At 53.9% G+C, this 18,390-nt stretch carries 15 protein-coding genes; 13 read left to right on the top strand and 2 right to left on the bottom strand.

The features are described 5' to 3' along the window. The first annotated feature begins 41 nt into the window (after positions 1 to 41). The 13 genes from DBAC_RS11015 (at position 42) to DBAC_RS10950 (ending at position 16,726) form a co-directional block, all read left to right on the top strand. A complete protein-coding gene (locus tag DBAC_RS11015) occupies positions 42 to 1,817 on the top strand; it encodes an asparagine synthetase B family protein (RefSeq protein WP_143890905.1) in 1,776 nt (591 codons plus the stop codon). 41 nt (positions 1,818 to 1,858) lie between these two features. Beyond that, the gene (locus DBAC_RS11010; RefSeq protein ID WP_015774372.1) at positions 1,859 to 2,653 is read left to right on the top strand and encodes a hypothetical protein; all 795 of its coding nucleotides are present in this window, start codon (positions 1,859 to 1,861) and stop codon (positions 2,651 to 2,653) included. 44 nt (positions 2,654 to 2,697) lie between these two features. Continuing rightward, complete coding sequence (locus tag DBAC_RS11005) at positions 2,698 to 3,870, top strand: carboxylate--amine ligase (RefSeq protein ID WP_015774371.1); 1,173 nt, start codon at positions 2,698 to 2,700, stop codon at positions 3,868 to 3,870. Positions 3,871 to 3,911: 41 nt separating this feature from the next. Further along, positions 3,912 to 4,745 (top strand): exosortase A, encoded by an 834-nt coding sequence (gene xrtA, locus DBAC_RS11000; RefSeq protein ID WP_015774370.1) that lies wholly within the window; start codon positions 3,912 to 3,914, stop codon positions 4,743 to 4,745. Further along, the gene (locus DBAC_RS10995) at positions 4,742 to 5,374 is read left to right on the top strand and encodes an exosortase C-terminal domain/associated protein EpsI (RefSeq protein WP_015774369.1); all 633 of its coding nucleotides are present in this window, start codon (positions 4,742 to 4,744) and stop codon (positions 5,372 to 5,374) included. Before xrtA ends, DBAC_RS10995 begins: the two co-directional genes overlap by 4 nt. A gap of 17 nt (positions 5,375 to 5,391) precedes the next feature. Continuing rightward, positions 5,392 to 7,491, top strand: a complete 2,100-nt coding sequence (locus DBAC_RS10990; RefSeq protein ID WP_015774368.1) for a hypothetical protein — start codon at positions 5,392 to 5,394, stop codon at positions 7,489 to 7,491. 4 nt (positions 7,492 to 7,495) lie between these two features. Then, positions 7,496 to 9,550 (top strand): XrtA/PEP-CTERM system histidine kinase PrsK, encoded by a 2,055-nt coding sequence (gene prsK, locus DBAC_RS10985; RefSeq protein ID WP_015774367.1) that lies wholly within the window; start codon positions 7,496 to 7,498, stop codon positions 9,548 to 9,550. Positions 9,551 to 9,677: 127 nt separating this feature from the next. Next, positions 9,678 to 11,048, top strand: a complete 1,371-nt coding sequence (gene prsR, locus DBAC_RS10980; RefSeq protein ID WP_015774366.1) for a PEP-CTERM-box response regulator transcription factor — start codon at positions 9,678 to 9,680, stop codon at positions 11,046 to 11,048. A 251-nt stretch (positions 11,049 to 11,299) separates the two neighbouring features. Beyond that, positions 11,300 to 13,129, top strand: a complete 1,830-nt coding sequence (locus DBAC_RS17945; protein ID WP_015774365.1) for a PAS domain-containing sensor histidine kinase — start codon at positions 11,300 to 11,302, stop codon at positions 13,127 to 13,129. Further along, positions 13,126 to 14,061 carry a response regulator gene (locus DBAC_RS10970; protein ID WP_050762083.1) on the top strand — a complete coding sequence of 312 codons (936 nt, stop codon included), beginning with the start codon at positions 13,126 to 13,128 and terminating at the stop codon, positions 14,059 to 14,061. The genes DBAC_RS17945 and DBAC_RS10970 overlap by 4 nt, the downstream gene beginning before the upstream one ends. A 42-nt stretch (positions 14,062 to 14,103) precedes the next feature. After that, a protein-coding gene (locus DBAC_RS10960; RefSeq protein ID WP_143890812.1) for an IS3 family transposase occupies positions 14,104 to 15,215 on the top strand; the annotation gives its coding sequence in 2 pieces (ribosomal slippage) (positions 14,104 to 14,356 and positions 14,356 to 15,215; 1,113 coding nt in all). A gap of 23 nt (positions 15,216 to 15,238) precedes the next feature. Further along, entirely contained in the window at positions 15,239 to 16,042 is an 804-nt protein-coding gene (locus tag DBAC_RS10955; protein ID WP_050762082.1) for a sigma-54 interaction domain-containing protein, read from the top strand. Positions 16,043 to 16,237: 195 nt separating this feature from the next. After that, positions 16,238 to 16,726: a response regulator gene (locus DBAC_RS10950; protein ID WP_081434422.1), complete on the top strand. Its 489-nt coding sequence runs from the start codon at positions 16,238 to 16,240 to the stop codon at positions 16,724 to 16,726. Positions 16,727 to 16,920: 194 nt separating this feature from the next. On the opposite strand, the gene DBAC_RS10945 is transcribed toward DBAC_RS10950, so the two are convergent. Both DBAC_RS10945 and DBAC_RS19070 read right to left on the bottom strand, forming a co-directional pair. After that, a complete protein-coding gene (locus DBAC_RS10945; RefSeq protein ID WP_015774364.1) occupies positions 16,921 to 18,111 on the bottom strand; it encodes an AI-2E family transporter in 1,191 nt (396 codons plus the stop codon). A gap of 23 nt (positions 18,112 to 18,134) precedes the next feature. Further along, a complete protein-coding gene (locus DBAC_RS19070) occupies positions 18,135 to 18,380 on the bottom strand; it encodes a hypothetical protein (protein ID WP_143890903.1) in 246 nt (81 codons plus the stop codon). Positions 18,381 to 18,390: the final 10 nt, after the last annotated feature.

The following is an 18,390-nucleotide window of genomic DNA, read 5'->3' as shown; positions in this document are numbered from 1 at the left end:
TGTCCTCATTTTTTAGTTGCTTTGGATGCAATGAAGAATGTTTGAATCAGGATTCTCTTTTTCTGGATGTCGATGAAACATTGAATCCTTGTCGGACGCGCACACTTTCAAGCTTCATCGGAAAGAATTTTCGCATCAGAATTGGCAAAACTCCTTCGCCGGAAATGAAGTATTCAATTTTTTATGAAAATTCGAAATGGAAGATATTCATAATAGGGGATGTGGTTGATATTCCTTCGAATCATATTGAGATCATATCCGATGCTCTCAGCAGGGAGTCATTTTATGAATTATCCAAATTCGAGGGTATGTACGGGATAATCGCAGTAAATAATCTTGAAAATGAAGTGTTTGTCGTGACCGACAGAAGAAGCCAATATTCCATTTACTGGGGGGTTGATTCTGGGAAATTGTATATAGGGTCTGAGGTCTCGTCGTTTTGCAAGCTGGATGCGTTTAATATCAGCAAGAAATGGATATGGGAATTTTTATATTACAATTTCCCTGTCTCCAACGTAAGTTTTTTGGAAGGTGTAACCAGAGCTTCTGCAGGCACGGTGATGAAGTTTTCGCTGCAAGATTCAATTGTGCACAAAATTTTCACATATGCATCGGAATTCAAGGTGCATACGCCGCTTCTCAAGAAAGAAAAGGCACTGGAAGCTGCCCTGGACGTTTTTTCGGAAAGATTCCCGCTTTATTTTGAAGATACAAAAATGGCGTGCCCCATCACCGCCGGTTGGGATGCACGGACGGTGCTTGGTTTCAAGCCGGCCGGTGCGGACTTGACAACCTACACCTACGGAATTCCCGGTACGTCGGATCTGATCCGTGCGGCAAGAGTGGCCCACAGCGCCGGAACGTCGCACAAGGAAATTTTGTTTGGTCAGGAATTCGTAGCCGGTTTGCCTGAGCTTATGCTGGACACTGTTTATGTGTCTTCCGGAACACAAGGGGTGAAACGGGCCACATTGCTGCACGTGTATCGCTCGATAACGCAAAATGGGACGAAATATCCTCTTACCCTGAGCGGTGTTGCCTTGGGTGCGCTGCGTGGACATGCTGGATGGCATCCCTTGACTTCTCCAGACGTATACGACCTCTTTGAAGGCAAGACATCAGAATTTCAAAATGGTTCATGGAGTGAAGTATTTGAAGATGACCTTGGTCATTTCTCGGATCATATTGTAGAAACAAACTGTTTACTTGCTGATAGATTCGGGAGTTTTACGTCCAGCGCACATCATTTTTCATATAGCTTGTACATGATCGGCGCGAGATATTTTGGCGGGGAAATGAAAATTGCGGATAACTTCACCACGTGGCGAGTTCCTGCATACGATACGAAAATCATTGAGTACGGTTTTGCTTCGGAGCTCAGCATGCTGAGCTATTCCCAGTTTTTGCCCGAGCATAGTCGCGGCTCGCGCTGCGAAATGGTCATGCAGTCCTATCTGCTGGCGAAAAAAGCTCCTCACCTTGCAAAAATACCCATTGTCAGCGCGCGTCCCGAGTTTGTCCTGGCGGGAGATTTTTTTCACTTCCTGTACCGGGTTAACCATAAGATTCGCAATACATTGAATAAGGAAATAAATCAGGTCCCGCTCGAAGATTGGGAAACATGGCTGAATAATGATTGTGGAGCATGGATCGATGAGTTTTTTCACGGTCATGATCTTGAGATATCAAAATATGTTTCCAAGAAGAATTTGATGGAATTGCTCAGTGGGGACAAAAGTGGCCATATGTTTACGAAAATGTTTACTGTGGAGATAGTGCTGCGGCTTGTTAAGAATAGATGGGTTAAATTTTGGTAAAATGCTGAAATTATCAGTTCTATACTGGTGAAGAGGGATCAATGAGTGAAGTTAAAAAAGTATTATGGACTGGCGGGTGGGACTCGACATTCAGAGTGCTTTACCTTGTCGTGGTGGAGAAATGTCCCGTGCAGACATTTTATATAATTGATCCGTTCCGCTGGTCTCTTGTTCATGAGTTCAAGGCGATGAGCAACATCAAGCGTACCTTGAAACAAAAATATCCTGAATTGAGTGCTCTTCTGTTGCCGACACTCTATTTTGACAAAACCGATGTGGGCGAAAATCTGCATTTATCCGTATGTTATGACGGACTTAAAGAGAGACTGGGTGGACAATACGAGTGGCTGTCCATCTGGGCCGATCAGTTCGGCCTGTCGGAAATTGAGCTGGTTATTGAACGTTCTGATTCGGTTGTCGGCTGTCGTTCCGTCATTGCAAATTATTTATCCGAAGATGAAAAGGGATATCGCGGTATCGATGCAAAATTTAAAGGAACGCCTGTCTACGATCTTTTTCATTATTTTGCTTTCGCGATAACGGACATTTATAAAGTGGACATGCGAAGAATAGCGGCAGAACACGATTTTGCGGATATACTGAATTTGTCATGGTTTTGTCATCGTCCAACGTTTTTCTCCAAGCCGTGCGGAACATGTAATCCTTGTAAGAATACATATGTGAAGGGTCTTGGAGACAGGCTCGGCCCGTATGGAAAATGTATGTATTTTTTGAATTATTATTCAAAGCCCAAAAATTATTTTGATAAGAATTCGCGCACTTTCTCTTTTCTCAAGTCCATGAAGAATTCTTTGGCAAGGAAGATAGCTTCATGAATAGTGCGCTTAAAATTAATCTCAATGTGTAGAATGGAGATACTGTGGGACGCGCACTCATCACTTCGGCCAGCACTCGTGTTGCCTACTGCATCTGTAAGAATTTAAGTCGCCATGGCATCCAGGCGGTCATGGCGGATTCCGATCCGCTGGCCATGTCATTCTGGTCGCGCCATGCCGCCGGCAGACATGTGTACGCTTCGCCCTTTCTGGATGAGGCCCGCTTTGTCGAAGACCTCCTTCGGATCATCGACAAGGAGAAAATCGACGTTCTTATCCCTGTGCTGGAAGAAACCTATTTCGTGGCGCGTCATCGCGCCGTCCTTGCCCCTCATGTGCGCATCTTCATGGCGCAGTACACGGATCTCATCAGTCTGCACGACAAGCGCTCTCTCAAAAACATTGCGGAGCGTCTCGGGGTGAGCATGCCCCTGACCGTGGAACTCGAAGACGCAATGACTTCAGGCTTGCCGTCCGATTTTCATTTCCCTGCCGTCCTCAAGCCCAAGCAGGGCGGGGGCGGGTGGTCGGTGATGGAGGTGCACGACATGACTGCCCTGCGGGGCATGACAGAGCAGTTTGACGTGCTTCCGGAGCGCTATCTCGTTCAGGAGAAAATCGAAGGTCCCATTGCGGGAGTGGCCATGCTCTACCGCGACGGGGCCCTGGTCGCTGCGGACTCATATTGGACCGTGCAGACCTATCCCCATCCGTATGGCCAGCCGACGGTCCGGGTCAGCCGGGATTTTCCCGATGCCACGGCGGCGATGAAGACCATCCTCGATGATTTGCGCTGGACCGGGCCGTGTCAGGCGGACTTTCTTCATGACGAGGTCCGGGGCAAGAGTTTTCTCATCGACGTCAATCCGCGCTTTTGGGGCTCGGTCGGGCAGAGCATCGCCCGGGGCATAGATTTTCCCTACTACTATTACAAATGTGCCATGGGCGAGAACGACTTCAGTGCGCCCCTGAACCCGCCGGTCGTCGCCACGCGGTGGCTGGGCGGCGACATGATGAGAAAAGCCCACGCATTTTTGTCCGGATCCAGCGCCGCGCGGCCGGACGCGGTGTTGGCCGGATTCGCGGCCATGGATGATTTCGAGTTGCTCGATCCTTTTCCCCTGGCAGGCTGGGCCGCCTGTCAGGCCGCGCGCAAGGTGCGCAGCCTGGTCGGACGGGGCGCGCATCGGGAGGCTTTGGACGGAGTTTGGGAGTAGGACAGGCCTTTGGAACGTGAACATCGGATGAGGGGAGCTGAATGGAACTCTTGAAGAATCAAAAGAATCTGATCATCTGGGTTGTTTTTCTGGCCGTTGCCGCCGGGGTCGTCTATTGGCCGATCGTCGTCCCCATGGTCAGGCAGTGGGCTGCCGACGACAATTACTCGCACGGCTTTCTCGTGCCCTTCATCGCCGGGTACCTGGCCTACATGCGTCGGGACGATCTCCTGGAGGCGGAGGTCAAGCCTGCCGAGTCCGGCATGGGGCTCGTCCTCTTCGGGCTGGCCATGCTTCTTTTCGGCTGGCTGGGCACGGAATACTTCACCATGCGCGCCTCGTTGGTGGTCATCATCGCGGGATCGGTGCTCTATATCCTGGGCTGGAGGATTTTTGGGATTCTCCTTGCCCCTTTGGCCTATCTGCTGCTCATGATCCCGATCCCCTACATCATCTACGACGCCGCCGCCTTTCCGCTGAAGCTCTTTGTGACCAAGGTTTCGGTCCTGGCCTTGAAAGCCATGGGCATCGTCATCTGGCAGGAAGGCAACATCCTCATGTTCCCGAACATCACCCTTGAAGTGGCGGATGCCTGCAGCGGATTGCGCTCCATCATGTCCCTGCTGGCCCTGGGCACGGCATACGCCTTCGTGCTGCATTCCTCGGTCCGGGACCGGGTGGTGCTCATCGGCTCCACCCTGCCTATCGCGGTCTTCACCAACTGTTTGCGGGTCATCGCCACGGGGGTTCTGGCCCAATATTTCGGAGCGGCGGCAGCCGAAGGATTTTTTCATGAATTCGCGGGATTCTTCGTCTTTTTCGCAGCGGTGGTCATGTTCGTGGCCCTGGGCGCAGCACTCAAGAGGTGGTCATGAATATTCGCTTCCGTTTTATTTTCATAATGCTTCTTTTGGCCGGAGCCGGGATATACATGGGCTATCACCGCGATCTCGAAGTGCCCCTGGGGCGGCCCTTCGGGGAGTTCCCGGCCAGCCATGAGGGCTGGCGCATGATCGGGCAGGCAAACCTCGGCGAAAACATCCTCAAAGTGCTCATGCCGACGGACTACCTCTCCCGGCGCTATGCCAGAGAGGACGGATCAAGCGTCGACATGTATTTGAGCTTTTTCAACGGCGGCCCCGATGCGGGCAGGATTCACTCGCCCAAGCATTGTTTGCCGGGCGGCGGCTGGACGGAAATATCCTCCACGCACACCACGCTGGATCTGGGCGGGGAAGCGGTCAACCTGGCCCGGGCCGTGTACGCCATGGGCAACAAGCGGGAGGTCATCTACTACTGGTTCTCCATGCGCGGCAGGACCATGTCGGACGAGTTTTCCCTGAAGCTTGCCGAGATCACGGGTTCCATGTTTCACCGCCGCCGGGATCAGAGCTTCATGAGAATTTCCGTGCAGGGAGATGGCGCCCAGGAGGCGGCGGAGCAGCAGATCGAAGATTTCCTGCGGGATTTCTATCCGGTCATTCGCGATTTTTTGCCAAACTAGGAATTTCGGGGGGGCGTATGCACATGGATATATCAAGGCTTGCCTGGCTCCAGATTTCATGCCGCCTGTCCGCCGCGTTCCTGTTTTTCCTGTGCGCGTTTATTTTCTGCCGAGGCGTGGCGTTTGCCGGGTCCCCGGCCGGGGTGTCGCCCTCGCAGGTCCTCGTCCTTTACAATGCGGACTTGCGAGCGCGGCATCCCCTTGTTTCTGCAGCTCAGGATTCCCTGGCGGTCGCCGAGCATTATGCGCGGATGCATACCGACCCGGTCACCGGGGAGAGACCCTATCTGCTGGGACTGACGGATGACCGGTCGTCAAAAAGCCTCCTCCTCGGCGATCATCTGGAGGAACCCAGCAGCGATAACGGTTGCGGGGTGGTTTATCAGCCCCATGATTCGAAACGTTCCGTGTCCGCCTGCGAGATGCGGGACAGCCGCATGGTGGAGGTGGTGTTGCCCAAGTCCGAGGTTCCGTGGGACCCAGGCACCCTGCGGCTTGAGATCGCGTCCGACGACAGTTCAAACCGCGCACGCTTCCTGCTCGTCGAGAATGGCGCAAGCCTTTATCCCGACAAGGTGCGGGTCCGGCATGACGGGGATTGGCAGATCAGGGCTCTGGGCGGGCTTTTCATAAAGGGGACATTTACGGCCAAGGCCCGATGCGGGAATGTTCAGGGCGATGTTCATGAGTGGAGCGCCGAGTACAAGGACATTCTGCAGGCGTCATGGAGTGCCACGGGCCTCGACGGAATCCGTGACGACCGGAAGTATCTGGATCTGGTGGAGGCTCCGATCAAGGCGTTTCTGGAAGACCCCGCCAATGCGCGGCCCGACGGAACCCTGCTGAAGGATCATGTCCTGTACATCGTTGTTTGTCATGGGCTGCCCCGCACCGTTGCGGCTCCGTACGGCATTGCCACCGGGGTCGGCCCGCAGTTGCGCGATTATGGATCTGCGATTGATTTGTGTCAGCGACTCCAGCTCATGTACTACGATTTCGAGAGCCTGCACCAAAGTGAGGTCCAGCCGATGCGCTTTGCTCCGGCTCCAAAGAAAAGCGCATTCACGAATATTATATTCCGCACGCGAATGTCCATGCCGCTCGAAGGGGCGGATATAAATCCGTTCGTGCACCCTGCGGCCTACAGCAAAGGCGGGAATAAGGCCGGGCTGGGTTCGCCCCGGTTCACATCAGCGCGAAGGGCCCTGCGCCCGGATCGCCACCTCTTTTTCGCCATGCGCATCGACGGACAGACACCCCTTGAAGCCATGGAACTGGTGGACCGGGCCGTCTATGCATCCAGGCATGCGGGCCCGGAAATGGGCATGCTTGCGGATGTGACTCTCTTAAAAACCCCGGAACGCGTCGGAGAGATCGGTGACCGGACTCCGGCCAAGCCGTTTTGGGACCTGGGATACAGGCATCTGTTCCAGCACCCCAAAGGCAGGGTCCGGCTTGACCTTTTCAAACTGGCCCCGGGGAGCGGATTCTTCAACTCAGGCCCTGTGTTCCTTCCCGGCGGGATTGGGGCCTTTGTCCAATCGAATCAGGGCTGGAACATGAAGGATTCGCGATTCCACGAATTCCTCAGGCAAGGGGTGACGATGACGGCCGGGTCGGCTCGCGTCGACCCGCGCAAGACGCCCCACATACACAGCCACAGTTTTTGGGACGAAGCGGTGTTTTATCCGGCCCTGCGTGAAGGCCGCCCTGTGGGTGAAATTCTGCTTGGCAACCAGGTCCACCTGGGCTGGATCACCAGTTTTGTGGGCGATCCTCTGTACCGATTGTCGCCTGAACCGCAAAAGCCGGGGGGCCTGACCGGCCTGACTTGGGACAAAAACGTGCGCGTGGCGCAGGCGCGCGATGCGGAGCGCGGCAAGGGATATCTGGTCATGGCGGATTTGGGGTCGAGCGCCCATGAGCCCCGCCTGGCCCAGATGCGCCTTGGCCGCGTTGCTGGCGAGGAAAACGGGGCAACGCATGTCTTCGAACGCTTTGCCTCCAGGCCCTGCGTGTTCGTCCCCAAGCGGGAAGTGCGCAAGGGGGAGCCGTGGAGGCTGGAATTGATGGATCCTTTCGGCAATACGGCAACGCTTGCGGGCAATCTGGAGTAGCTTGATGACGCCTTCCTTCGTTTCCTTTCTGACAACCTTGTGCGCCGTCATCCTGGCCCTGGGATTTGCCGCGCGCATGCTGCTTGGCGTCATGCGCGCCGATCGGTCGCGGGCCTCGGGAGCCCTGGCCCTGGCGCTCGTGCTGTCTGCCGGGCTGGAAGCGCTGGATCTGCTGACGCTCCTGTACCCCGAAGCGGTGCAGGCCTGGCGCATGGCCGGGCTGCTGGTGGAAGGGGCCTTGGGACCGGCCTGGATCTGGTTCACGGCCCTTTTTGCCCGGGATTATGAAGAGGGCAGGTTGCCCGGAACGCAGCGCGCGCTGATTCTCCTGTCCTGCCTCATGCTGCCCTGGGCCGGATACCTGGCTGCGCAGGGCGCCTATTTTGCGCCGGATTTCGTGGCCGAAGGCCTTCTTTTCCTTCTTCCCGGCAGCTTTTATTTCTATATCGGTTTTGCCGTGTGCTGCGTCGCGGCGCTTCTCAACATTGAGGCCACCCTGGCGGCGGCCGTGCATCACCGCCGCTGGAAGATCAAATTCATTCTTCTGGGGGCCGTGAGCATCCTGGCTGCCTTGATCCTCTATTACAGCCAGAGCCTTTTGCATCGTTCCATCGACATGAGCCTGGCGGGCCTGCGCTCCCTGGCCCTGCTTCTGGGCACGGCCATGATGTGGTTTTCGGACCTGCGGCGCGGCCCCGAAGTACGGATCAGCTTTTCGAGGCGGCTGGCCTTCAAGTCCGTGGTCCTGGTCGCGGCCGGGCTGTATCTGGTCGGGCTCGGGCTGCTCGGCGAGGGCGCGCGCCTTTTCGGAGACGATCTGGGCCGGGCCGTGCTGCTGGTGGTCAGCTTTCTGGCCGGGCTCGGACTCCTGGTCGTTTTTCTCTCGGACACGGTACGCCGCAAGATCCGCCTTTTTCTGCAGATGCATTTTTACGGCGAAAAGTATGATTACCGCATCCAGTGGGTGCAGTTCACCCAGCACCTGGCCTCGGCCCGCACGCAAAACGAGCTGCAGCAGGCGGCATTATCGGCCTGCTGCGAAACCTTCGGCATTGTCGGCGCGGGGCTTTTTCTCTTCGATCATGGCCGCAAGCTCTATCTGCCCGTCAGCCTGGTGGAGACGGACCACTACGAAGGCGGTTTCGAGAAAGGTTCGGCCCTGGTGACGGCGCTAGAGGCCCGGCGCTCGGTGCTGCGCGCGGCGGATGTGGACGACCCCTCGCCCTGGCTCGCGCGGGCCGGCTTTGCCATCCCCATTTTCCGCGAAGACGTGCTGGACGGATTCGTGTTGCTGGGCCCGCCCATCAATCCGAAGGAAGAATACGACGAGGAGGACTTCGAGCTGATGGACACCATGGCTCGGCACATCTCCTCATCCCTCTTGAACATGCGCCTTCTGGACCAATTGGCCCGGTCGCGGGAGATGGAGATCATGGGCAAGGTGTCGGCCTTTGTGCTCCATGATTTAAAAAATCACGTCTATACGCTCTCGCTCATGGCCGACAACGCGCAAAAGCATATAGCCAATCCCGAGTTCCAGAAGGATCTGGTCGATTCCCTGGGCAGCACGGTGGGCAAGATGAAGATTCTCATTTCGCAGCTCAAAGGCCTTCCCGACCGTCACACCCTGAAGCGCGAGCCTGTGGGCCTTCTGTCCCTCGCAAAAGACGCCACCCGTCCACTGCCGCAGGAACGTCTGGACTTTCAGGGTCCGGACGCGCGGGTCATGGTCGACAGCGCGGAGATGGGCAAGGTGATCCTCAACCTTTGCCTCAACGCACTGGAGGCTTCCACGGCGGGACAAACCATATCCGTCACGGTCGGTGAGGATCCGGAACCGTTTGTACGGGTCACGGATCACGGCGTGGGCATTGCCGAGGAGTTCATGGCCGGCGGCCTCTTCGCGCCGTTCAAGTCTACCAAGGCCAAGGGCATGGGGATCGGGCTCTATCAATGCAAGCAGATCGTGGAGGCCCACGGCGGGCGCATCGAAGTGCGCAGTGCGCTGGGCGAGGGTGCTGAATTTGTTGTCTGTCTTGGGGACAGGCAGGATTTGTGAGCATTTTCGGGCCAGGAAGTGTGGACGTTCCCTGGCTGGCTGTGCTATTTTTTTCATAAACATCTTTTTTTCTGCCGCAGCATGACATGTTTTGCGGCCGAAAAATTCACAGTGAGTGGAGACATAATTGGAACATCTGCTAATCGTTGACGATAACGAGGACGTCCTGACCCAGCTCAAATGGGGTCTGACTTCGGAATCCTACACGCTCCACCTGGCTGCCAATGTCGACGAGGCGCTCGCTGTCTTTCGCAAGCTTCACCCCGGCGTCGTAACCCTGGACCTGGGCCTGCCTCCGCACGTGGAGTCTTCGGAGGAGGGGTTTCGGGGGCTGGTGGAGATGCTCAAGCTTGAGCCCTCAGCCAAGATTATTGTCGTCACCGGCAACGATGAGCGTGAAAACGCCTTGCAGGCAATCAAGCTGGGGGCTTTCGATTTTTTCCGCAAGCCCATCGACCTGGACGAGCTGCGGGTCATCATCCGCCGCGCTTTCCATTTGCATGCCATCGAGCGGGAGAGTGTGGTTCAGCAGGACGAAGCCGCGAGCGAGGTCAAGGACAACTGCGGAATTGTGGGTTCGTGCGCGGCCATGCGCGGGGTGCTCGGCCTCATCGACAAGGTCGCGGCTTCGGACGTGCCGATCCTCATTTCCGGTGAGAGCGGCACGGGCAAGGAACTGGTGGCCAGGGCCATCCATTCCAAGAGCCTGCGCAAGCACGGTCCCATGATCTGTATCAACTGCGGAGCAATCCCGGAGAACCTGATCGAATCCGAGCTGTTCGGGCATGAAAAAGGGGCTTTCACCGGGGCCGCCTCCATGGTCAGGGGCAAGGTCGAGTATGCCGGCGACGGGACCCTCTTTCTGGACGAGATAGGGGAGCTGCCCGTCAACCTGCAGGTCAAGCTGCTCAGATTCCTGCAGGAAATGGTCATTCAGCGTGTCGGGGGCAGAAAGGACATTCCCGTCAATGTGCGCATCATCGCGGCCACGAACATCGATATCGCCGCGGCCATCGCCCATGGACGTTTTCGGGAAGACTTGTATTACCGCATCGGCGTGGTCAATATCCATCTTCCTCCCCTGCGGGAGCGGGAAGATGACGTGCGCATTCTGGCCGAATATTTTCTGGAGCGCATCACCCGCGACCTGGGTAAGCCCCTGGCCGGGTTCACGCCGGACGCCCTGGCCTGCCTCAATACCTACGGCTGGCCCGGCAATATTCGCGAGCTTGAAAACAAGCTGCGTCGTGCGGTGTTGCTCGCGGACTCGACCCTGCTCACGGCCGAGGAGTTGGGTTTCGGGGAGAGCGCCTTCGCCCTGAACGGGCTTGGCCTAGCGGATAAAACCCTGAAGGAAGCTCGCGCCATGCTCGAAAAGAAGATGGTTCTGGCTGCCCTGGCCAAGTACGAAGGCAACATCGTCAAGGCTTCCGAAGCGCTGGGGATCAGCCGGCCGACCATGTACGACCTTTTGAAAAAGCACGAGATCGAAAACTAGGATTTTTTTTAACATTTTGTAAAAATTGAAGTTTTTTTTTCAGTTTCAGGAGGCGACACGAAGATTATTTTTCTGGATGGATGATTCAAAAGAGTGATACACGCTTTTTAAAAATGACCCGTCATATAGTGCAGTTGTGGGGCGCGTGACGGATTCAGGTGAAAATCTTTTTTCGACAGCTCATGCGATTTTTTTTATTTCTTCTTTATAATCAGATTGTTGTGAAATAATATTTACAGGATTGTCTTGGCGTGATCGTTGCTATGCCGACGTATTGCGAAACAGTTACGATCTCTGGTTTTTACATGTTTGATATAAAGAAGAATTATAATGAGAGTGATGGCATGACAAAACGGTATGCGGAGCAAGATCACCTCTTTGAGTTGAACAGAGGGGGGACGTTGGGCCGGGAGGAGTGTTTCTCCCACCGGCTTCACGGGCTTGACGATTCCAATGATGTTCGGGTGCTGAATGAACTCAAAGCCAAGCAGGGCGCGTTGTTGATACAGAACGAAGAACTGCGCAGGGCTTTGGACAACTCGGAAAAGAAATTAGCGATCTATTCGGATTTTTATGATTTTTCTCCCTATGGCTTGGTCTGCCTGGACGAACAGGGGCGCGTTTGGGAGGCAAACCCTTGGACAATCGGTCAATTGGGCGTGGAAAGAGACGCGCTGCTTGGCTCGTCTTTTGGGCAGCGTGTCGCTTCTCAGGACATGGAAAAATTCAGGGTGCATCTTGATCTTGTTTTCAAAACAGGAGAGCGGCAGAGTTGCGAGTTGATGCTCAAGCGGAAGAACATGCAGGATCTCCGGGTCAAAATAGACAGCATCAAATCTTCAAATAGTGGCTGTGCTGATTTGTGTATGTCTGCTTTGGCAGATATTACTGGCATGTATAATCCAAAACTCTTAAATAACTTTTCTTCTTCTGATGTGGATGAAATTTTTCATTCAAATACAGATTTTACTGTAGAAAGTGAAGATAAATTTCAAATATTATTACAGCAGTTTCACGCGATATTAAGTGATATCAGTGGTACTGTAATTATTGTTTCGCCAGATATGAAGGTTTTATGGTCGAACATAGTCAACGATTTTGGAATTAATTCGAATATATCAGAAAGTGTTTTAAAGTATTGCAATGATTTTGTGAGTAATTGTTCAGTGCTCTATGAAAAATCTGTTATCATTGATTGCTTTAATACCGGAGAAAAAAAATCGTGCATCGTTACGCATGGCGAATCTGTTTTGGATATACGGGCCTTTCCCGTCAAGGAAAGTGGAAGTGTGAGCAGTGTGCTGCTGCTGGTGTGCGATGTCACGGGAAAAATGGCGATTCAGGAGGATGCGCAGTATGCCTGCCATCTTTTGTCACTCGGGGAACTGGCTGCGAGCGTCGCGCATGAGATAAACAATCCGGTCAACGGCATCATCAATTACGGGCAAATACTGGTCAACGAATGCGGCGCAGAGAGCATGGAGCGTGATCTGGGAGTGCGCATCCTCAAAGAGGGCGAGCGCATCGGCCGCCTCGTCAAGTCCCTCCTTTCCTACGCGCACGAAAGGCGAAAAGAGAAAAGAGCGACACAGGTCGCGACTATTCTTGAGGAAACCCTGGCCCTGACCCAGGCCCAGATTCGCAAGGACGGCATTCAGCTTGTTCTCGACTTCCCTGAAAGTCTCCCCAAGGTCACGGCAAATCTGCAGCAGGTTCAGCAGGGGTTCATAAACATCATCAGCAATGCGCGCTATGCATTGAATGAAAAGTATCCGGGGTGGCATAAGAACAAATGTCTCGCGATCTCCGGCGAATCCGTCTTGGTCGATGGCTGTCCTTTTGTACGGGTGGCGTTTCTGGATCAGGGGGGAGGGATATCGGTCGAAAAGCTCTCGTTTTTGACCAAGCCTTTTTTCTCCACCAAACCTTTTGGCAAGGGGACCGGGCTGGGGCTGAGCATTACGCAGAAGATCATCGATGATCACGGCGGGCATCTGCGGTTTGAGAGTGAAGAGGGGGAGTTTACCCGCGTTATAATTGATTTGCCGGTTCATCAAAAAGATGAAGGAACATGTAAATGACCGGCAAAATTCTGATTCTCGATGACGAAGAGTCGATCAGGTTCACGCTTTCACGATTTTTGCGGGCTGCGGGCCATACTGTGGTGACCGTTTCAAGTTGCGGTGACGCCTTGGCCAAAATTTCAGGGGAAGGCTTTGACGTCGTGTTCGCGGACATAATCCTCGAAGACGGTACGGGAATTGACATCCTGCGCGAGATCAAAGCCAGAGGGCTGGCCTGTCCGGTGATCATGATCACCGGCGATCCCGGCATCGAGACCGTGACCGATGCCATTCATCTGGGGGCTTTCGATTACATCCCAAAGCCCGTCAAGCAGGAGGCGCTCTTGAACGCCACCCGCCTGGCCTTGTCCTACAAAGCCGCCAACGACGAGAAGGAGAGATACCGCTCAAATCTCGAAGCGATCTTCAGAAGCGTCAGAGAGGCTATCCTCTCTGTGAACAACGAGTCCGTGCTGATCGAATTCAACGAGGCGGCCAGCGAAATGTGCGGGTTTTCCCAGGCCGACATCGGGAACCCAGTCGGTTTGCTGCCGCGAACGAGCGACGACAGGTTCGAGAGGATTCTTGCGGAAGCGCTGACGAGCGGACAGCCCCGCGAAGATGATCGCGTCGAGTGCAGGGCGGCGAATGGAGTCCGCAAAGTGGTCAGCGCGCGGATCTATCCGCTGCTCAACACCCAGGGGCAATCCACCGGTGTGGTGATGATGCTGCGTGACGACACGCATGTGTCCAATCTGGAAATGAAGCTGAGGGAGTACGGGCAGTTTCACCGCATCATCGGCAAGAGCGAGCCGATGCAGAAGGTTTACGCCCTGATAAAAACGCTGGCCAGCGTTCAGACTACGGCCCTGATCACCGGTGAAAGCGGCACGGGCAAGGAGCTTGTCGCCGAGGCCCTGTGTAGCCTTCCCGTAAAACCGGGCCATTGAAAAATAGAGATTTCTGGTAAAGATTGCCTCACGGAGGGCAAGATGAAGAAGTCTCGATTTTCGGAAAGCCAGATCATTCGGATTTTGAAAGAAGCCGATGGCGGTCGCAAGGTTGTTGATATTTGTCGTGAACACGGCGTGAGCCAAGCCACCTACTACCAGTGGAAGGCCAAGTTTGGCGGCATGGAAGCCTCGGATATCCGCAGGCTCAAGGAGCTTGAAGAAGAGAACAGCAAGCTCAAGCGCATGTTCGCCAATCTCAGCCTCGAAAACGAGGCATTGAAGGATGTCATCACAAAAAAGCTCTGAGGCCAGCCGAGAAGCGCGATTTAGCGGATTTCATGCACAGCGAGCATGGCATCAGTGAGCGGCAGGCATGCGCTGCGCTGGGCCTTAGCCGGACTGTGTACCGGTATGAGCCCAAACCGAAAGATGATTCGCCGATCATTGAAGCGCTTCTGGGACTGGTCGACCGGTATCCTCGTTACGGTTTCGGCAAGCTGTTCGCGGTATTGCGCAGACACGGTTTTCGCTGGAACCATAAACGCGTCTACCGGGTATATTGTCTTTTGAAGATGAATCTCCGGCGCAAAGGCAAGAAGCGCCTGCCCTCGCGAAACCCGCAACCACTGGCGGTTCCGCCATGCGCGAATGTCTGCTGGTCCATTGACTTCATGCATGACGCGCTGGCCAGCGGTCAGAGGTTTAGGACTTTCAACGTGCTGGACGACTTCAGTCGTGAGTGTTTGGGGATTGAGGTGGATACGAATCTGCCAGCGGCAAGGATATTGCGGGTTTTGGATCGGATTGTGGCTTGGCGCGGGCTTCCTGCCAAGCTGAGAATGGACAACGGGCCGGAGCTGATTTCCGTGCTGCTGGCCGACTGGGCCGAAAAGAACGGCGTGGCATTGGAGTTCATCCAGCCAGGCAAGCCCACGCAGAATTCGTACATTGAGCGGTTCAACAAGACCTACAGGGAAGAGGTCCTAGACTTCTACTTTTTCAAATCACTCACGGAAGTGAAGGAAATTACGGAGAATTGGCAGAGGCAGTACAACGAGGAGCGGCCCCATGAGTCTCTTGGCGATTTGACCCCGGCAGAGTTCCTCATGAAATATTCACCCAAGGAAGTCTCTACTTTTGGATGGCACTAACTTGGGGAGGTTTACACCTGCACATGGCCGGAGATCTCAGCGACAAGCCCCTGGTCAAGGTGAACTGCTCGGCCTTGCCCGAGAGCCTGCTTGAGAGCGAACTCTTCGGTCACGTCAAGGGGGCGTTCACGGGCGCGATCAAGGACAGTGAAGGGCGCTTTCAGAAAGCAAATGGCGGAACAATCTTTTTTGATGAGATTGGCGACCTCTCGCCGATGGTGCAGCTCAAGCTGTTGCGCGTCCTGGAAGAGCGGGAGTTTGAGCGGGTTGGAAGCTCCGCGACCGTGAAGGCCAATGTGCGGGTCATCGCGGCGACAAACAAGAATCTCCTGGAGCAGGTCAGTCAGGGGACGCTACGGGAGGATCTTTATTACCGGCTCAAGGTGGTTGAGATCAAGCTGCCTCCTTTGCGCGCCCGGACTGAGGACATCCCGCTCCTTGTCGATCATTTTTGTGAACGGTTCAACGCGAAGTTCAAGAAGAACATCAAATCCGTGTCATCCGATGTTTTTCAGGCTTTCCTCAAATATTCATGGCCGGGCAACGTGCGCGAGCTTGAGCATACCATGGAGCATGCCTTTGTCCTTTGTAACAAGAGCGTCATCACGTATGACGATTTGCCCACGGATTTCATGAAGTTGGCAGGCGTGCGTCGCTCCCGTCCCGAGGCTCAGAGTGACGATGCGGGCGCGGTTCTTGCGGCCCTGAACAATACCGACTGGAACAAGGCGAAAGCTGCGCGGCTGCTTGGGATAGACCGGGTGACCCTGTATCGCAAGATCAAGAGATACGGTCTGGTTCGTGAGCCCCTCGATGTGAAACTGTAGCGTTTCTGATACATTTTTCACATGCAACGATTCTGTTGCATGCAACGTTTATTTCTTTCCCCATCCTAGCCCGCATTCATTTTCTATAGAAAAGCTCAACTATTTTAAAATGGTAAAAACAACCATTTTTGTCTTTTTATTGGCACGAATGTTGTATTGACTCGGTTCAGTGGTTTCTTGGCAGTGCGGGTTTAAATGCTGATCCCGACTTTATGTTTCGGCATAATTTTTTCAAAAATTCATTTTTATGAAATTTTAATTGAAACAGCTATGAGCGCAAACATACTTGTCATTGATGACGAAGAATCCATTCGATTTACATTTTGTAAATTTCTGGCCGAGAAAGGGAATAACGTCTGCACGTCAAAAAATTTATTTGAATCTCTTTCTAAAATGAAAGAGACGATTTATGACGTGATAATTGTGGATATTATTCTCAGCGACGGATGTGGATTGGATGTCTTAAAAAAAGTTGATCGCAACGAAGTTGAAACTCAGGTGATCATAATGACGGCATATCCGACCATGGAAACAATTGACATGAGTTTCAAGATGCACGCAGCGGATTATATTATAAAGCCAATAAGGCAAAATGAGCTTATTTCTTCTGTAAATAATATTATACAGAGCAAATTGTCTTTGCGTAAAAATAATAGTGAATCGAAAAAAGAACTTTCTGCGTAGTTTTTTATTTATATTTTACTATTAATAATAAATTATTAATAGTAAAATTTTTATAATTTGAAAGTTTAAATTTTATAATAATCTTTTTTTAATAAAATATGTGTTGTTGCAAAAGACATGGTCTGCAACAACACTTTTTTTTGCTCGCGTGCAGTGTTTGTTTTTATCAGCGGTGGAACACTCTTACGCAAACCTCATTTTTCGTGCAGAGCTTTTCGCGCCATTTCACGTATGTATTCATCGGTAACTGTCTGAAGATATTGCTTTCGATACAGTTCCTCATGCAGGATGCTCGCGATGGCAACCAGCGGGGCTGCGACCAGGACTCCGAGTACGCCGAAGGCCCCGACGCACAGGAGCATCGAGAAGATCACCGCCGTCGGATGCAGTTTCATGCCGCCGGCCATGACGAATGGGACGATGATGTTGTTTTCGAGGATTTGGATCGCGACATAGATGAGGGCCACCCACAGTGTCGTCATGCCTCCCATGCCGAGCGCGAGCAGCAGCGCCGGTATGGAGCTGAGTGTCGGCCCCAGGAAGGGGACCGCTTCCAGGATGCCTGCGATCAGGCCCAGGACCAGCGCGTCCGTGAATCCGAATATCGGCCACATGGTCAGGAAAACAAGCATGCCGATCGTCACCATGCCCACCAGCATGGCTCCGGCCCACCGTGGCGCGAACATCCCGATGCGCTGCGCCACGGCAAGGGCCTTGTCGTGGTGACGCACGGGCACGATGGCGAATATGACGCCCACGATCGGGCGGGGATTCAGGAGCGTGAAGAACACGCCGAAGAAGACGGTCACCATCACAATGAGGATCTGGGTTCCATTGAAGGCCACGCTGGTGAAGCTGCTGACCGCCTCTCCCAGCATTTCGCTCAAGCTGGAACGAAGAGAGCCGGAATCTTCCGGCGCAGGGGGCTTTTGGGGCGCGACCGGGACCACGGGTTCGCCTGCCAGCCGTTCGGCCCGGGCGATTTCAGTGGTGACTTCCGCCTGGAGTTTTTCCTCCGAGATTGCGGCCCGTTGTTCCATCATGATCAAGGGTTTCTGGAGGCGTTCCCAGTAGCCGGGCAATTGCTTCGAGATATTCGTGATCGAAGTCTGCATTGGCCCGAGGAAGGCCCACCCGGTCAAGACCAGGATTGAAAGGAATCCTGCCAGGATCAGTCCCGTTGGCAGTGCCCTGCCGCCGGTCCATGCGCGCATCCGCGAAATCGCGGGGTTGAGCGCGAGTGAAATCAGCATGACAAGCAGAAAGGACAACAGAATGTGAGAGAGCAGCGTGAAGGACTGAATGCCGGCGAACAACACTGCGCCAAGAATGATATGATACGAAACAAAGCTTCGTCTTGTCTGATCTGCTGATTTGTTTGGCATACTCGTCTTTTCGACCTTTACCTTCAGTCATCGACCAAAAGAAATCTGATTTCATCCTCGCTTAATGCCCGTCCGGCAGGTCTGCTGTTCAGTACTGTTTCGCGCCTGCGCGCATCGTTGTCTCCATCATGCTGGAATGATTCCTCCGGCTGCTGGTCCGTTTCCCGCCGACCGCTCACGCGCCTTCTGTCCGTCTGCTGTCTGCGGTCGTTGCCTCGCGTTGCGGGGCTCATGTCTGCACGCAAGGTTTGAGGAGGGGGTGTGTTCATTTTTCATCCT

The sequence above is a fragment of the Desulfomicrobium baculatum DSM 4028 genome (assembly GCF_000023225.1).
Classification (GTDB): Bacteria; Desulfobacterota; Desulfovibrionia; order Desulfovibrionales; family Desulfomicrobiaceae; genus Desulfomicrobium; species Desulfomicrobium baculatum.
The sequence above is the reverse complement of the archived record's forward strand: the minus strand, read 5'-3'. Positions and strand labels throughout refer to the sequence as shown.